Source organism: Rhizomicrobium sp. (assembly GCA_037200985.1).
In the GTDB taxonomy this organism is placed as follows: domain Bacteria; phylum Pseudomonadota; class Alphaproteobacteria; order Micropepsales; family Micropepsaceae; genus Rhizomicrobium.
The window spans coordinates 1751532-1767416 of record JBBCGJ010000001.1; the positions used below are offsets into that span (position 1 = coordinate 1751532).

Below are 15885 nucleotides of genomic sequence, written 5' to 3' on the forward strand. Positions count from 1 at the left end.
CCGCCGGGCCTCAGCCCGGCGGCATTTTTCTTGATTGGATGAGGACGGTCTCATGAAACGCAGTCTCGTTGTTCTGTGCGCGCTCGCCTTCGCCGGCACGGCCTTTGCCGCCGAGCCGCAGGTCAAGCCCTGGGGCGTCGATCTTTCCTATATCGACAAGACCGTGAAGCCGGGCGACGACTTTTTCGCCTATGCCAACGGCAACTGGATCAAACACGACACGATCCCGGCCGACCGCACCTATTCGGGCGTCAACCTGGAACTCGATCTCAACAATGAGGCGCGGCTGAAGGGCCTCGTCGCCGATCTTTCCAAGACGCCGGACGACAAGCTGACGCCCGAAGGGCGCAAGCTGCGCGACCTTTACAACGCCTATATGGACACAAAGCAGATCGAGGCCAACGGCCTTGCGCCCGCGAAGGCCGATCTCGCGGCGATCGCGCACTACACGTCACTCAAGGAGGTCGCCGGCGCCATCGGCGATCCGCGACTGGGCGTGGACGGACCCTTCGGGTTCTATATCGGCGTCGACGACAAGAATTCCGACGTCTATTCGATCAACCTCTACCAGTCCGGCCTCGGCATGCCGGACCGCGACTACTACCTGAAGACCGACAAGGAAATCCTCGACACACAGGCGGCGTACAAGAAATACCTCGCCGACATGCTGACCATCGCGGGCGCGACGGACGCGGCGGCGCGAGCGCAGAAGGTCTACGAGCTCGAAGCAGCCCTCGCGCAGGTGAGCTGGCCGGCCGCCGACCGCCGCGACGCGGACAAGATCTACAATCCGATGACGATCGCCGAGCTGAAGGCTCTGGCGCCGGGCTTCGACTGGGACGCGCTGTTCACGGCGGGCGGCATTCCGGAGAACGGCGGCGCGCGCAAGGTGATCGTGTCGGAGAAATCCGCCTTTCCGAAACTCGCCGAGGTGTTCGCCGCAACGCCGGTCGCGGTGTGGCGCGACTATCTGACGACGCGCTATCTGCACCGCTGGGCTGCCTATCTGCCGAAGACGGTCGACGATACCGATTTCGCGTTCTACGGCACGGCGCTGGCGGGCAAGAGCGCACAGCTCGAGCGGCCGACGCGCGGCATCCGCCTGCTCGACAACGCGATGGGCGAGGCGCTGGGCAAGCTCTATGTCGAGCGTTATTTCGGCGGCGACGCCAAGTCCAAGGCGCTCGACCTCGTGCACAACCTCATCAAGGCCTATGAGGCGGACATCCAGACACTGGCCTGGATGACGCCGGCGACTCGCGCCAAGGCGCTCGAGAAGCTGCACGCCACGGCGCTGAAGATCGGCTACCCCGACAAGTTCCGCGACTATACCGCGCTCGCGATCGACCGCGGCACGCTGCTCGCCGACGTACAGGCGGCCGGGGTGTTCGAGTGGAACCGCGAGCTCAAGCGGATCGACGATCCGGTCGACCGCACCGAATGGGGCATGACGCCGCCGACCAACAACGCCTACAACAATCCGAATCTCAACGAGGTGGTGTTCCCGGCCGGCATCCTGCAGCCGCCCTATTTCGATCCCAATGCCGACGACGCGGTGAACTATGGCGAGATCGGCGCCACGATCGGCCACGAGATCAGCCATTCCTTCGACGACCAGGGCGCCAAGTACGATGCGCGCGGCGTGCTGGAGAATTGGTTCACGCCCGACGATCTGAAGGCATTCCAGGCGCGGGGCGACGCCATCGCGGCGCAATACGACCTGTATGAGCCCCTGCCCGGCCTGCACATCAATGGCCGGCTAACGCTGGGCGAGAACATCGCCGACATCGCGGGACTGGCGATCGCGTTCAAGGCCTATCATATCTCGCTCGGCGGCAAGCCGGCGCCGGTGCTCGACGGGCTGACGGGCGACCAGCGCTTCTACATCGCCTATGCGCAGAGCTGGCGCGAGCGGCACCGCGACGCGGCGATCCGCAGCCAGGTGCTGTCCAACCCGCACAGCCCGTCGGAATTCCGCGTCAACGGCGTGGTGCGCAACATGGACGGCTGGTACGCCGCGTTCGACGTTCAGCCGGGCGACAAGCTCTATCTGCCGCCGGACAAGCGCGTGCCGGTATGGTGAGTTCGAATTGGTAACAAGGACATCGTCATGAAGAAGTTGGCTTTCGCTCTTGCCGGCCTGGCCGGCGTCGCCTGCATCGCTGTCGCCGCGACGCCACCGGCGCAGAAGCCGGAGTTCGGCGCCTGGGGCGTCGACCTCACCGGCATGGACAAGACCGTGAAGCCGGGCGACGATTTCTTCGACTACGCCAACGGCGCCTGGTTCAAGCGTACCGAAATCCCCGCCGACCGCACCAGCACCGGCTCGTTCCAGAACCTGCAGATTCTGAGCGAGAACCGCATGAAGGAGCTGATCGCGGGGCTGGAGGCGCGGGACTACGCCACGCTGTCGCCGGAAGAGAAACAGATCCGCGATCTCTACGACGCCTTCACCGACACGGCGGATATCGAAAAGCGGGGCCTGGATCCGGTGAAGCCCGATCTGGCGCGCATCGCGGCGCTTCAAACGCCGGAAGACATCGCCAAGCTGATGGGCGAGCGGGCGTTCCCTTCCTCGTCCGACGGCTACAGCATCGTCGCCGACGGCATCGCGCCGGATGCGAAGAATTCCAACGTCTATGTCGTGACCGTCGGACAGTCCGGCCTCGGCATGCCGAACCGGGACTATTATCTGAAGGACGACCCGGCGCTGGCCCAGACGCGCGACGCCTACAAGAAATATCTCGCGACGATGCTGACGCTGGCTGGCGAGACCAAGGACGTCGAGGCGCGCGCCGCCGCCGTCTATGCGCTGGAAAACGGCATCGCCACCGCGCAGTGGCCGGCGGCCGACCGGCGCAACGCCGAGAAGGTCTACAACCCGATGACGGTCGCGGACCTGGCGACCTTCGCGCCGGGCTTCGACTGGACGGATTTCTTCCAGGTCCAGGGCATCGCGCCGACGCGCAAGGTGATCGTGCGCGAGAACACGGCGTTCCCGGTGCTGGCGCAGACCTTTGCCAAGACGCCGGTCTCGGTGTGGCGCGACTATCTGACGGTCCACTACCTGCACGCGATGGCGCCATTCCTGCCCAAGGTGATCGACGATGCGGATTTCGACTTCAACGGCAAGGTGCTGGGCGGACAGACCCAGCAATTGCCGCGCGAAACGCGCGCTGTGCGCCTGATCGACCAGACGCTGCCGCATCCCTTCGGCAAGCTCTATGTCGCCAAATATTTCCCGCCGGCGACCAAGGCGAAGGCCGAGACGCTGGTCGCCAACCTGCTCAAGGCCTATGACGCCGACATCCGCAAGATCACGTGGATGACCGACGTGACCAGGCAGAAGGCGCTGGAGAAGCTGCACGCCTTCACGCCGCATATCGGCTATCCCGACAAGTGGCGCGATTTCTCGGGCCTCATCGTCAAGCGCGACGACCTGACTGGCGATGTCGCGCGCGCCAACGCGTTCGAGTGGCAGTATCGCCTCGCCCGCATCGACCAGCCGGTCGACCGCAACGAATGGAACATGACGCCGCCGACGATCAACGCCTACTACACGCAGCTCTTCAACTCGATCTTCTTCCCGGCGGCGATCCTGCAGCCGCCCTTCTTCGATCCGAACGCCGACGACGCGGTGAACTATGGCGGCATCGGGGCGGTGATCGGGCACGAGATCAGCCACGGCTTCGACGACCAGGGCAGCAAATACACCGGCGGCGGCATCCTGGAGAGCTGGTGGACCGACGACGACCGCAAGGCGTTCGAGGCCCGCGTCTCCATGCTCGGCTCGCAGTTCGATTCCTATGAGGGTCTGCCGGGCCTGCACGTCAACGGCAAGCTGACGATGGGCGAGAATATCGGCGACCTGTCGGGCATCACCATCGCGCTGCAGGCCTATCACGCTTCGCTCGGGGCCAAGAAGGCGCCGGTGCTCGGCGGCTATACCGGCGATCAGCGCTTCTTCCTCGCCTTCGCGCAGGTCTGGCGCGCCAAGTACCGCGACGGACAGATGCGCCAGCAGATCCTGTCCAACCCGCACAGCCCACCGCGTTTCCGCGTGATCGGGCCGCTGCGCAATGTGGATGGGTGGTACGCGGCGTTCGGCGTGAAGCCGGGCGACAAAATGTATCTGGCGCCCGATCAGCGCGTGAAGCTCTGGTAGTCTTTCAGCGCGTCTTGCGCGGGCGCGCGGGCCTGACGGCCTTGCGCGCCCTTTTCTTTGCCGTCGGCGAAACTTCGGCAACAGCGAGAGCTGCGCGGGCCCATCGTGCGAGTTCGTCCGGATCATCGTAGAGCCGGTCGGGAATGGCGAGCCAGGTCGTGGTCACCAGTTCCTTGCCCTTCATAAAGGTAAAGGGCTTGCACCCTTCCGCATCGAACGGCTTGCGGCTTTCCGCATCAGTCTTGAAATAGAGCGTGTCCCGGAAGATCGAGCCGATCATCGTCGCGCCGGCATAGATACCCTCGCCGCCGAAGAACCGGCGCAGCACGATGGGGCCGAATTCGGCGAAGAGATCGTCGTAGCGGTGCGGGTCGGTCGCCATAGCTAAGGCAAGAGGGTTGGTGGAGGTCTCAATTCCAGATTGTCATTCCCGCGTAGGCGCGAATCCAGTCTTGGCAATCCGCCCAGTCGCCGGATGCCCGCCTTCGCGGGCATGACATGACTGTTTTTCTCGATGACGATCATGCACTAATTGGCGGCATCCGCCGCGGGCGTGATCGAGACGCTTTCGCCGCAGCCGCAGGCCGCCGTCTGGTTCGGATTGTTGAACACGAAACGGGCGCCGAGCTTCTCGGTCACGAAATCCATTTCGGTTCCGATAAGAAACAGGATCGCCTTGGGCTCGATGAATATCTTGACGCCCTTGTCTTCGACCACCTCGTCGAGCGGCCTCACCTCTTCGGCATAGTCCATGGTGTAGCTCATGCCGGCGCAGCCGCCATTGGTCACGCCGACGCGCACGCCCTGATACTTGCCTTCGGCATCCGCCATGATGTCGCGAATGCGCGCGGCGGCGGAATCCGTCAGGCGGACAGCTTTGGGGCGTTCGCGACGCGGCTTCGAGGGTATCGACGTCTGGGGCGTGGTCATGGTCAGTACATGTTCAGTTCGAGTTTGGCTTCTTCGCTCATCCGCTCCGGCGTCCAGGGCGGATCGAAGGTCATGTTCACGGTGACTTCGCCGATGCCTTCGACGCCTTCCAGCGCCGACTTCACCATGCCCGGCATCTCGCCGGCGACGGGGCAGCCCGGCGCGGTCAGCGTCATGTCCACCGTCGTGTCCTTGTTGTCCGCGACATCAACCTTATAGATAAGCCCGAGTTCGTAGATGTCCACCGGGATCTCCGGATCGTAGACGGTCTTGAGCGCCGTCACGAGCTTCTCGGTGAAATCGGCCAGTTCCGTCTCGCTGAGCGCGGAAGAGGCGATATCGGCCTGGTTGGGTTGCGCGTTCATTCCGATTTGGCGGCCCCGCCGCCCTCCAGAGCTGATTTCATGGTGTGCCAGGCCAGGGTCGCGCATTTGACCCGCATGGGGAAGGCCGACACGCCGGCCATGACGTCGAGCCGCTCGCGATCGTCCTCGTCCAGACCCTCGACCTCTTCGCCCTTCACGAGGTTGAGGAAGCCGCCCATCAACTTTTCCGCTTCCGCGACGGTGCGTCCGACGATCATGTCCGTCATCAGCGAGGCGCTGGCCTGGGAGATCGCGCAGCCCTTGCCCTCGAACATGACGTCGGCGATGCGGTCGCTCGCATCGACCAGCAACTGCACCGTGACGCGGTCGCCGCAGAGCGGATTGTGGCCCTGAGCCGTGTTGGTCGCGCCTTCCAACTTGCCGAAATGGCGCGGATGCTTGGAGTGATCGAGGATCACGTCCTGGTAGAGCTCGCGGAGGGAATCGTCCATGGCCTAACTCAATATCTTCCGCGCCTTGGCGAGCGCTTCGATGAGCACGTCGACCTCGGAACGGGTGTTGTAGAGCGCAAAACTCGCGCGGGTGGTGGAGGCGACGCCGAAGCGCTCCATCAGCGGCTGGGCGCAGTGATGGCCGGCGCGCACCGCGACGCCTTCGCGGTCGAGGATGGTGGCGAGGTCGTGGGCATGCATGCCGTCGGCCTCGAAAGAGAGGATCGATGCCTTGCCCGGCGCGTCGCCGATCACGCGCAGCCAGTTGAACTGGCGCACGCCGTCGCGGGCATAGGTGAGCAGGTCGTGCTCATGCGCCTTCACCGCGACGCGATCGAAGGAATTCATGTAGTCGAGCGCGGCGGCGAGACCGACGCTTTCGATGATCGGGGGCGTGCCGGCTTCGAACCGCGCCGGCGGATCGGCATAGGTGACGATGTCGCGGGTGACCTCGCGGATCATCTCGCCGCCGCCGTTGAACGGGCGCATCTGCTTGAGCAGCGCCCGCTTGCCGTAAAGCGCGCCGATGCCGGTGGGGCCGTAGAGCTTGTGGCCGGTCAGCACGTAGAAATCGATATCGAGGTCGCGGACATCGACGATCTCGTGCACCGCACCCTGGCAGCCATCGGCCAGCACCGGCGCGCCCTTGGCGTGGGCGCGGGCGGCGATCTCCTTCAGCGGCGTCGTGGTGCCCAGCACGTTGGAGATGTGCGTCACGGCGACGAGCTTGGTCTTCGGACCGATGGCGGCGTCGAGCGCCTCGACATCGAGGCTGCCGTCGTCGCGCACGTCCACCCATTTGAGCACGGCGCCCTGGCGCTCGCGCAGGAAATGCCAGGGGACGATGTTGGAGTGATGCTCCATCACCGTCAGCACGATCTCGTCGCCCAGCTGGATGCGGGGCGCAAGATAGGAATAGGCGACAAGGTTGATCGCCTCGGTGCCGCCCTTGGTGAAGACGATCTCGTCTTCGTGGGCCGCGTTCAGGAATTTCTGCACCGTGCGGCGCGCGGCCTCGTAGGCATCGGTCGCCTTGGCGGAAAGATAGTGCACGCCGCGATGGACGTTGGCGTAGTCGCGGCTCGCGAAATCGCGCATGGCGTCAAGCACTTGGCGCGGCTTCTGGGCGCTGGCACCGTTGTCGAGATAGACCAGCGGCTTGCCGTAGATGGTTTTCGACAGGATCTCGAAATCGGCGCGGGCAGCGACCGGATCGAAGGCGGTGTCGATCTTGCCTTGCGCGGTCATGGCTGCATCGCTCCCGGGAGCGCGTCTTCCACCGCCTGCCAGACCGTCGCGCGGATGGCTTCGTCGGCGACCTCGTCGACGGCTTCCTCCAGGAAGGCGCGGACCAGCATGTTGCGGGCTTCGGCCTCGGGGATGCCGCGGGCGCGCAGGTAGAACAGCGAATTGGCGTCGAGATCGCCGACCGCGGCGCCATGGGCGCATTTCACATCGTCGGCGAAGATCTCGAGCTCGGGTTTGAGGTCGGCCTCGGCGCGTTCGCCCATGAGCAGCGCCTTGGCTGTCTGGCGGGAGTCCGACTTGTCGGCGCCCTGCTCCACCGTGATGCGGCCCTGATAGACCGCGCGGCTCTTGCCGCCGGCGATGTGCTTGAAGAGCTGGGTGCTCGTCGTCTGGCCGACGGCGTGCGTGATGTGGGTCGTGATGTCGGCATGGGCCGCGCCGCCCAGGACCGAGACGCCGGAAAGATGGGCGGCGGAGTTTGCGCCCGCGAGCGCGATCTGGAATTCGGCTCTGGCGAGCTTCGCGCCGCCGTTGAACAGATGCGCCCGGTAAACGCCGTCGCGGGCCACACGAACGGCGTATTCCTCAACCTGCACCGCATCGACCGCCTGCGGCGCCATGCGGATGTGGGTGAGCTGGGCATTGGCGCCGACGACGAATTCGAGGCCGAGATTGGAATAGCCGTCGGTATTCTGCGTCTCGCACAGGGTCAGCGCGGCGCCGTCTTCCAGCACGATCAGCGCGCGGACACTGCCGGCCTGCGCGAAGGCGACGTGCAGCGGCCCGGCCGCCTTGTTGCGCGGGACGCGAACCGCGAAGCCGGTGCGGGCATGAGCGAAGGAGGACGATGCCATGGCGTTCTGCGGCAGTGTGCCGAGATGGGTCTTGACCCAGTCGGGCGCGGCATCGGCGTTCGCGAGATCGAAGAGTTCGACGCCTTCGGGCAAAGCACCGACTGTCCATGCCGCAGCGGTATCGTCATTCGCGCCGTCGATCGCGGATTTCAGGTCGGAGTACTTCCAATCCTCGATCCGGCGATGCGGCACACCAAGCGCGGCGAAGCGGTTCGCGGCTTCGGCGCGGCGTTCGTCCAGCCAATGCGCGGTCACGTTCATGCCGCCTTGCCTATGATGTGCTCATAGCCCTTGGCTTCGAGCTCGTGCGCCAGCTCCTTGCCGCCCTCGGCGACGATGCGGCCGCCAGCCAGCACATGGATGCGGTCGGGCACGATGTAGTCCAGCAGGCGCTGGTAATGCGTGATGACCAGCATGGCGCGCTCAGGCGCGCGCAGCGCGTTGACGCCTTCTGCGACGAGCTTTAGCGCATCGATGTCGAGGCCGGAATCGGTCTCGTCGAGGATCGCCAGCTTGGGCTCGAACAGGGCCATCTGAAGAATTTCGAGGCGCTTTTTCTCCCCGCCGGAAAACCCGACATTGAGGGCGCGCTTGAGCATCTCTTCACTGACCTTCAGCGCCGCGGCGCGCTTGCGCACGGTCTTGAGCACCGTCATGGCGTCGACTTCCTTTTCGCCCCGGGCGCGGCGCTGCGCGTTCAGCGCGGTCTTGAGGAAGGTGAGTGTGGTGACGCCGGGAATCTCGACCGGATATTGCATGGCGAGGAACACACCCTTGGCGGCGCGCGCTTCAGGCGCAAGCGCATTGAGGTCTTCGTCGTTGTAGAGGATCGAGCCGGAGGTGATCTCGTAGCCGGCGCGGCCCGCCAGCACATAGGACAGCGTCGACTTGCCCGAGCCGTTCGGACCCATGATGGCATGCACCTGCCCCGCCGCGATGGAGAGCGTCAGCCCCTTGAGGATTTCTTTGCCGTCGACGGCAACGTGAAGGTCTTTGATCTCGAGCATGACTAACCGACGCTGCCTTCCAAACCCCAATTGTCATGGCCCGCGACTGCGGGCCATCCAGTTGGAGAGCCAAAACTGCAAATGACGACGCGGGGCGTCACCTGGGTGGCCCGCAGTCGCGGGCCATGACACGCGGGGAGTTGGCGGATCATCCCACACTCCCTTCCAGCGATATGCCGACGAGCTTCTGCGCTTCGACCGCGAACTCCATCGGGAGCTGCTGCAGGACTTCCTTGCAGAAGCCGTTGACGATCAGCGCCACCGCCTCTTCCTGCGGGATGCCGCGCTGCAGGCAGTAGAAAAGCTGGTCCTCGGCGATCTTCGACGTCGTCGCTTCGTGCTCGATGCGCGCGGTGGGGTTGCGGCTTTCGATATAGGGCACGGTGTGGGCGCCGCACTTGCCGCCGATCAGAAGCGAATCGCACTGCGTGTAGTTGCGCGCGTTCGACGCCTTGGGATGCACGCTGACGAGGCCGCGATAGGTATTCTGCGCCTTGCCCGCCGAAATGCCCTTGGAGATGATCCGCGAGCGTGTGTTCTTGCCCAGATGGATCATCTTGGTGCCGGTATCGGCCTGCTGGAAATTGTTGGCGATGGCGATGGAGTAGAATTCGCCCACCGTGTCGTCGCCGCGCAGGATGCAGCTTGGATATTTCCAGGTAATCGCCGAGCCGGTCTCGACCTGAGTCCAGGAGATCTTCGAGCGGTCGCCGCGGCAATCGCCGCGCTTGGTGACGAAGTTGAAGATGCCGCCCAGCCCGTTCTCGTCGCCGGGGTACCAGTTCTGCACCGTGGAGTATTTGATCTCGGCGCCTTCCAGCGCCACGAGCTCGACCACGGCGGCGTGAAGCTGGTTCTCGTCGCGCTTGGGCGCGGTGCAGCCTTCGAGATAGGAGACGTAGGAGCCTTCGTCGGCGACGATCAAGGTGCGCTCGAACTGGCCGGTCTCCGACGCATTGATGCGGAAATAGGTCGAGAGCTCCATCGGGCAGCGCACGCCCTTGGGCACATAGACGAAGGTGCCGTCGGAGAACACCGCCGAATTCAGCGTCGCGAAGAAATTGTCGGTCACCGGCACGACGGTGCCGAGGTACTTGCGCACCAGATCGGGATAATCGCGGATCGCTTCGGAGATCGGGCAGAAGATCACGCCCGCCTCGTTGAGCTTGGCCTTGAAGGTCGTGGCGACCGAGACGCTGTCGAACACCGCATCGACCGCAACGCCGGCCAGCGCCATCTGCTCGTGCAGCGGGATGCCGAGCTTCTTGTAGGTCTCCAGGAGCTTGGGATCGACCTCATCCAGGCTCTGCTTCAGCGGCGTGCTCTTGGGCGCCGCGTAGTAATAGGCGTTCTGGTAGTCGATCTTGAGATAGTGAACGCGCGCCCAGTTCGGCTCGCGCATTTCCTTCCAGCGCGCGAAGGCGGCCTGGCGCCATTCGAGCATCCATGCCGGCTCGGACTTCTTGGCCGAGATATAGCGCACCGTGTCTTCCGACAGGCCCTTGGGCGCGCGCTCCATCTCGATGTCGGTGACGAAGCCGTATTTGTACTTCTCGCCGATTTCGGCGACCTGTTTCCTGGTATCGGGCGCGGCGGACATCAGGCGACTCCTCCGGCCAGAGCCAGTTTGCGGCCGAGCAAGCCCTTCAACGCGGCTAGGAATTCGCTCGTCTCCTTGAGGCCCGTGTCGGGACCGAAGCTGACGCGCAGGGCGCAGCGCGCGAGGCTGTCCGGAACGCCCATCGCGGCCAGGACATGGGGGGACGCCACCGAGGCGATGCAGAAGCCGTCGCGGTCGAGCGCGGTCAGTGCGTTTTCCGCCTGCAATTGCGGGATGGCGAAAGAGGAAACGTTCTTCTGACGCAGCTCCTCGGAGGCGAAGATCACCGCATTGGGCGCCAGATGGCGCAGCGCGCGCTCGAAATTCTCGCGGATGGAGGCAACCGCCTCGCATTCGGAATCGAAATTGGCCTGGAGCGCGCGGGCGGCGGCGCCGAAACCGGCGATGCCGGGAATGTTCTGCGTGCCGCCGCGGCGCCCGCCTTCCTCGGCACCGTCGAACAGCGGCGCCAGCGGCACGCTCTCGCGCAGGATGAGCGCGCCGGCGCCCTGCGGACCGCCGATCTTGTGGGAGGCGAGCGACAGATAGTCCGCGCCCCAGGCGGAAAAGCGGATCGGGCTGTAGCCGCTAGACACCGCATCGATGTGCAGCAGCGAATCCGTTCCGCCCTCGGTGCGCAGGATCGCGGCGAGCGGCGCGATATCCTCGATCGTGCCGATTTCGTTGTTCGCGAACAGCAGCGAGACCAATGCCCGGCCCTTGCCGTTCATCAGAAGGGAGCGGAACTGTTCCGGTTCGATGCGGCCGTTCTCGTTGACGGGGATCTCGGTCAGCTTCAGGCCCGGCGTCGTCTCGGCGAGCGCGGCGGCTGTGGCGCGGACGCTGTCATGCGCGGTCGCCACGACGAAGAGCCGGATGATGCGCTCGCCCGACGCCAGAGCGCCGGCCGCCGCGCCGCGCAGCGCGAGCGCGTTGGCTTCGGTGCCGCCGCTGGTGAACACGACTTCGCTTGCCTTGGCGCCGGCGAAGGCCGCCACCTGCTCGCGCGCTTCCGTGACGAGGGCCGCCACGGCACGGCCGGCGGCATGGCCCGAGGAGGGGCTACCGCAAAGGTCGAGCGCCTTCAGCACCGAAGCCTTCGCTTCCGGACGCAGCGGCGACGTCGCGTTGTGATCCCAATAGAGCATGATGAAACGATCAGGCCGCTTCTTCGTGCGGCGGTTCGCTGTTCGCGGCCACGGTGCAAGGCTGGGTGCGCCCGAGCACGCGCTTCTCCACCACATCGGCGAGCGACACGGAGGAGAGGAAGACATGGATCTGGCGGCCAAGCTCTTCCCAGAGGTCGTGGGTCACGCAGCGGGCGCCCTGGCCGGTGCAGCCCTTGGCGCTGCCCGGCTTGCAGCGGGTGGCGGCGATCGGCTCGTCCACCGCGACGATGACGTCGGCGATGCGCAGCTCGCTGGCCGGCCGGGAGAGGCGGTAACCGCCGCCGGGGCCGCGCACGCTCTTCACCAGGCCGCCGCGGCGGAGCTTGGCGAACAATTGTTCCAGATAGGAGAGCGAAATCTCCTGCCGCTGGGCGATATCGGCCAGCGAAACCGGCTTGTTGGCCGCCTCGTGCTGGGCCAGATCGGCCATCGCCATCACGGCGTAACGTCCTTTGGTGCTGAGCCGCATGACGGTTCTCCTTTGTCGTCCAGCGCGATTTGCCTTGCTTTCGAGGGGCCTCACCGGTGTAAGAACAGGCCCGCCGCGCTGGAATCTTCCAGCCGGATATAGATATCCCCACTAGGACGGTCAAGTATTAGCGTGATCCTCTCGCCGCATAGCTGCATTTCGTTGGATTTCTGGCTGTTTCCCAGGCTTTCGCGGCGCGGCAAAGCCGAGTTATCCGCTACCAAATCGTCGCACGGAAAGCCCCATGCCTGATATCATCCTGCCCGGCCCCGCCGGCCGCATCGAAGCCCGGTACCAGCGCCAGAAGGCCCCCGGCGCCCCCATGGCCCTGGTCCTGCACTCCCATCCGCAGTTCGGCGGGACGATGAACAATCCGCTGGTCTATGACCTGTTCCACATGTTCCACAAGCTGGGCTGCACGGCGGTCCGGTTCAATTTCCGCGGCGTGGGGCGGAGCCAGGGGACCTTCGATTCCGGCGCGGGCGAGCTGTCGGATGCGGCCGCGGTGCTCGACTGGATGAACACGCTTTATCCGAACCCGACGAATGTGTGGGTGTGCGGCATCTCCTTCGGCGCCTGGATCGGCATGCAGCTTCTGATGCGCCGGCCGGAGATCACCGGCTTTGTCTCCATCGCCCCGCCGGCCTCGATGTACGACTTCGCGTTCCTGGCGCCCTGCCCGGCCTCGGGCCTGATCGTGCACGGCACCAAGGACCAGGTCGTACCGGAGCCCGATGTGCAGAAGCTGGTCGACCGGCTGACGGCGCAGAAGGGCATCAAGATTACCTACGATAAGATCGAAGGCGCCAACCACTTCTTCGACAAGAAGGAAGCCGAGGTCGTGGAAGCCGTCGAAACCTATGTCAAAGAGATGATGAGCAAGCCGCGCGAGGGGCGCTGAGACGGACATGTGGACTATCGCAATCGTGTTGGTCGGCATGCTGACGGGACCGCAGGTCTTCGTCGTGCCCGAGGCCGGAACGTTCAAGGACAAGGCGGCATGCCAGGCCGGCATCGCGGCCTCGGTCCCCGCCAAGCTGGAGCCCGGCGCCAAGAAGGAGTGGCAGGACGGCTATCGCCAATATGTCTGCGTGCGCGTCCACGGAGTCCCCGCCCACTAAGGGGCGCCGTGCAGCTTTCCACCCGTCATCGGCGCCTTCACGCCGGTCGTCGTGGGCAGGCTGAGCGGCAGTCCCTTCACGGAGCGCGCGGCGAGATAGGCGAAGGCTTCGGCCTCTATGAAATCGCCGTTCCAGCCGGCGTCTTCGGCGGCCAGCACCGGCGCGTTCACGCGGGCGCGCAGACTATCCATCAGCGTTCGGTTGTGACGGCCGCCGCCCATCACGATCCAGGCATTCGGCGTGTCGGCGAAATGTTCGCGCGCCTTGGCGATGGAGGCGGCGGTGAAGGCGGTGAGCGTCGCCGCGCCATCCTGGGGCGACAGGCCCTCGACGGCACCGGTCCCGAAATCGAGGCGGTCGAGCGATTTGGGGGGCACGGCGTCGAAGAACGTGTTCGCGAGCATCTTGTTCAGCGCGGCGGCGTCGACCTTGCCGGTGCGGGCGAAGTCGCCGTTCTCGTCGACCGGGCGGCCGGAGTGACGGTGCATCCAGTCGTCGATAGGCGCGTTGCCGGGGCCGGTGTCGAAGGCGAGCACGCCGTCCCTGCCGATATAGGTGACGTTGGCGACGCCGCCGATATTCACCAGGACGACGGGAAGGTCGTAGTGGCCGGCCTTGCGCACCAGGGCCGCATGGTACAGCGGCACCAGCGGTGCCCCCTGCCCGCCCGCCTTGACGTCGGCGGAGCGGAAATCGTTGACCACGTCGATGCCGGTCAGCCGCGCCAACAGCGCGCCGTCGCCGATCTGCCAAGTCCAGCGCTGCGCCGGGCGGTGCAGGATGGTCTGACCGTGGAAACCGATGAGCGCCACCTGGCGGGCGTGCAGGCCCGCCTTCGCGAGCAGCGCCTTGACCGCATCTGCATGAGCCTCGGTCAGGCGGCGCTCGGCGTCGCGAATGGAATACGGTACCGGCGCGCCGGCAGCGACGGTCTGCGCGTCGTCCAGCGCCTGGCGCAGCAGGGCGCGCATTTCGGGATCGTAGGGCAGGCCGAGCGCCGGGCCGGGGACGGCGATGTCCTCGCCGTCGGTCTCCACCAGCGCCGCATCGACGCCGTCGAGCGACGTTCCGCTCATGAGACCTATGATTTTCTGAACATCGGCCATTGTGCTACACACCCTGCCCTTCCAAGCCCGTCATCGCCCGGCTTGTCCGGGCGACCCATTTTTCCGGTAAGAAAATTGGGTCGCCCGCATAAAGCGGGCGATGACGAGATGGAGGAATAACACGACAACCCCCTGCATCGAGTAATTTCCATGCCGCCCGCGCCCGCGTTCCGCTCCGACTTCCTCCGCACCTTCGTGGAGCGCGGCGCCTATTACGACTGCTCGGCGCCGGAGGACCTCGACGCCCTGTTCCTGAAGGAGCGGGTCACCGCCTATATCGGCTTCGACTGCACCGCCAAGTCGATGCATATCGGCAACCTCGTGCAGCTCATGACCCTGCGGCGGCTGCAGCAGGCGGGGCACCGGCCGATCCTGTTGATGGGCGGCGGCACGACCAAGGCCGGCGATCCCTCCGGCAAGGACGAGACCCGGCTGATCCTGACGCCGGAGCAGATCGAGGAGAACAAGCAGAGCATGCTGTCGGGCGTGCGGCACCTGCTCAAATTCGGCGACGGCCCGAGCGACGCGATCATGGTCGACAATGCCGAATGGCTCGACAAGCTCGAATACATCCCGTTCCTGCGCGAGGTCGGCAGGCATTTCTCGGTCAACCGGATGCTGACCATGGACAGCGTGAAGCTGCGCCTCGACCGCGAGCAGCCGATGAGCTTCCTGGAATTCAACTACTCGATCATGCAGGCCTACGACTATGTCGAGCTCTACAAGCGCTTCGGCTGCCGGCTGCAGTCGAGCGGCTCGGACCAGTGGGGCAATGTCGTGTCGGGCATCGATCTCGGGCGGCGGATGGAGAACGTCCAGCTCTTCGGGCTGACGACGCCGCTGATCACCACCTCGTCGGGCGCAAAGATGGGCAAATCGGTGTCGGGCGCGGTGTGGCTGAACAAGGAGATGCTGAGCGTCTACGACTACTGGCAGTTCTGGCGCAACACCGAGGACGGCGATGTCGGCCGCTTCCTGCGCATCTTCACCGATATGCCGCTCGCCGAGATCGCGCGGCTGGAGGCGCTTCAGGGCGCGGAGCTGAACAACGCCAAGAAGATCCTGGCGACGGAAGCGACGGCGGTGCTGCACGGCCGCGCCGCCGCCGACGCGGCGGCGGCGACGGCGCGGCGGACTTTCGAGGAAGGCGCGCTGGCGGAGGGCTTGCCGACGGTCACGGCGAAACTGCCGGAGGGCATCTTGAACCTCGCGGTGGCGACGGGGCTGGCAGCGTCGAATTCCGAGGCGCGCAAGCTGATCGCGAACAACGGCCTTAAGCTGAACGACGTTGCGGTGAGCGATCCCAGGCTGATCGTCGAGCCGTCGGCGCTGACCGCGGACGGCGTGCTGAAGCTGTCGAGCGGCAAGAAGAAGCATGTGCTGGTGAGGCCGATCTAAA

At 65.3% G+C, this 15885-nt stretch carries 16 protein-coding genes; 5 read left to right on the forward strand and 11 right to left on the reverse strand.

The features are described from left to right. The first annotated feature begins 52 nt into the window (after positions 1 to 52). The gene (locus tag WDN01_08520; protein MEJ0026055.1) at positions 53 to 2083 is read left to right on the forward strand and encodes a M13 family metallopeptidase; all 2031 of its coding nucleotides are present in this window, start codon (positions 53 to 55) and stop codon (positions 2081 to 2083) included. A 27-nt stretch (positions 2084 to 2110) separates the two neighbouring features. After that, a complete protein-coding gene (locus tag WDN01_08525; protein MEJ0026056.1) occupies positions 2111 to 4165 on the forward strand; it encodes a M13 family metallopeptidase in 2055 nt (684 codons plus the stop codon). Between the two features lie 4 nt (positions 4166 to 4169). On the opposite strand, the gene WDN01_08530 is transcribed toward WDN01_08525, so the two are convergent. From WDN01_08530 to WDN01_08575, 10 genes are all read right to left on the reverse strand, one after another. Continuing rightward, positions 4170 to 4547, reverse strand: a complete 378-nt coding sequence (locus tag WDN01_08530) for a TfoX/Sxy family protein (protein ID MEJ0026057.1) — start codon at positions 4545 to 4547, stop codon at positions 4170 to 4172. 146 nt (positions 4548 to 4693) lie between these two features. After that, positions 4694 to 5095, reverse strand: a complete 402-nt coding sequence (locus WDN01_08535; protein MEJ0026058.1) for an iron-sulfur cluster assembly accessory protein — start codon at positions 5093 to 5095, stop codon at positions 4694 to 4696. Between the two features lie 2 nt (positions 5096 to 5097). Continuing rightward, the gene (locus tag WDN01_08540; protein MEJ0026059.1) at positions 5098 to 5460 is read right to left on the reverse strand and encodes an SUF system Fe-S cluster assembly protein; all 363 of its coding nucleotides are present in this window, start codon (positions 5458 to 5460) and stop codon (positions 5098 to 5100) included. Then, positions 5457 to 5912 carry an SUF system NifU family Fe-S cluster assembly protein gene (locus WDN01_08545; protein ID MEJ0026060.1) on the reverse strand — a complete coding sequence of 152 codons (456 nt, stop codon included), beginning with the start codon at positions 5910 to 5912 and terminating at the stop codon, positions 5457 to 5459. The genes WDN01_08540 and WDN01_08545 overlap by 4 nt, the downstream gene beginning before the upstream one ends. Before the next feature lie 3 nt (positions 5913 to 5915). Next, complete coding sequence (locus WDN01_08550) at positions 5916 to 7160, reverse strand: cysteine desulfurase (protein MEJ0026061.1); 1245 nt, start codon at positions 7158 to 7160, stop codon at positions 5916 to 5918. Further along, positions 7157 to 8275 carry a Fe-S cluster assembly protein SufD gene (gene sufD, locus WDN01_08555; GenBank protein ID MEJ0026062.1) on the reverse strand — a complete coding sequence of 373 codons (1119 nt, stop codon included), beginning with the start codon at positions 8273 to 8275 and terminating at the stop codon, positions 7157 to 7159. The genes WDN01_08550 and sufD overlap by 4 nt, the downstream gene beginning before the upstream one ends. After that, positions 8272 to 9021: a Fe-S cluster assembly ATPase SufC gene (gene sufC / locus WDN01_08560; protein MEJ0026063.1), complete on the reverse strand. Its 750-nt coding sequence runs from the start codon at positions 9019 to 9021 to the stop codon at positions 8272 to 8274. The genes sufD and sufC overlap by 4 nt, the downstream gene beginning before the upstream one ends. Positions 9022 to 9169: 148 nt before the next feature. Beyond that, a complete protein-coding gene (gene sufB, locus WDN01_08565; GenBank protein ID MEJ0026064.1) occupies positions 9170 to 10621 on the reverse strand; it encodes a Fe-S cluster assembly protein SufB in 1452 nt (483 codons plus the stop codon). Further along, positions 10621 to 11769 (reverse strand): aminotransferase class V-fold PLP-dependent enzyme, encoded by a 1149-nt coding sequence (locus tag WDN01_08570; protein ID MEJ0026065.1) that lies wholly within the window; start codon positions 11767 to 11769, stop codon positions 10621 to 10623. The genes sufB and WDN01_08570 overlap by 1 nt, the downstream gene beginning before the upstream one ends. Before the next feature lie 10 nt (positions 11770 to 11779). Then, positions 11780 to 12259: an Rrf2 family transcriptional regulator gene (locus tag WDN01_08575; GenBank protein ID MEJ0026066.1), complete on the reverse strand. Its 480-nt coding sequence runs from the start codon at positions 12257 to 12259 to the stop codon at positions 11780 to 11782. 166 nt (positions 12260 to 12425) lie between these two features. Between WDN01_08575 and WDN01_08580 the strand changes: the two genes are divergently transcribed. Both WDN01_08580 and WDN01_08585 read left to right on the forward strand, forming a co-directional pair. Beyond that, entirely contained in the window at positions 12426 to 13160 is a 735-nt protein-coding gene (locus tag WDN01_08580; protein MEJ0026067.1) for an alpha/beta hydrolase, read from the forward strand. A 7-nt stretch (positions 13161 to 13167) separates the two neighbouring features. Beyond that, entirely contained in the window at positions 13168 to 13380 is a 213-nt protein-coding gene (locus WDN01_08585; GenBank protein MEJ0026068.1) for a hypothetical protein, read from the forward strand. Here WDN01_08585 and WDN01_08590 read toward each other — a convergent pair. Beyond that, positions 13377 to 14486, reverse strand: a complete 1110-nt coding sequence (locus WDN01_08590) for an anhydro-N-acetylmuramic acid kinase (GenBank protein ID MEJ0026069.1) — start codon at positions 14484 to 14486, stop codon at positions 13377 to 13379. The two genes, WDN01_08585 and WDN01_08590, sit on opposite strands and share 4 nt — an antisense overlap. Before the next feature lie 150 nt (positions 14487 to 14636). Here WDN01_08590 and tyrS point away from each other — a divergent pair, with 150 nt between their 5' ends. Continuing rightward, entirely contained in the window at positions 14637 to 15884 is a 1248-nt protein-coding gene (gene tyrS, locus WDN01_08595) for a tyrosine--tRNA ligase (protein MEJ0026070.1), read from the forward strand. Position 15885 lies beyond the last annotated feature (1 nt).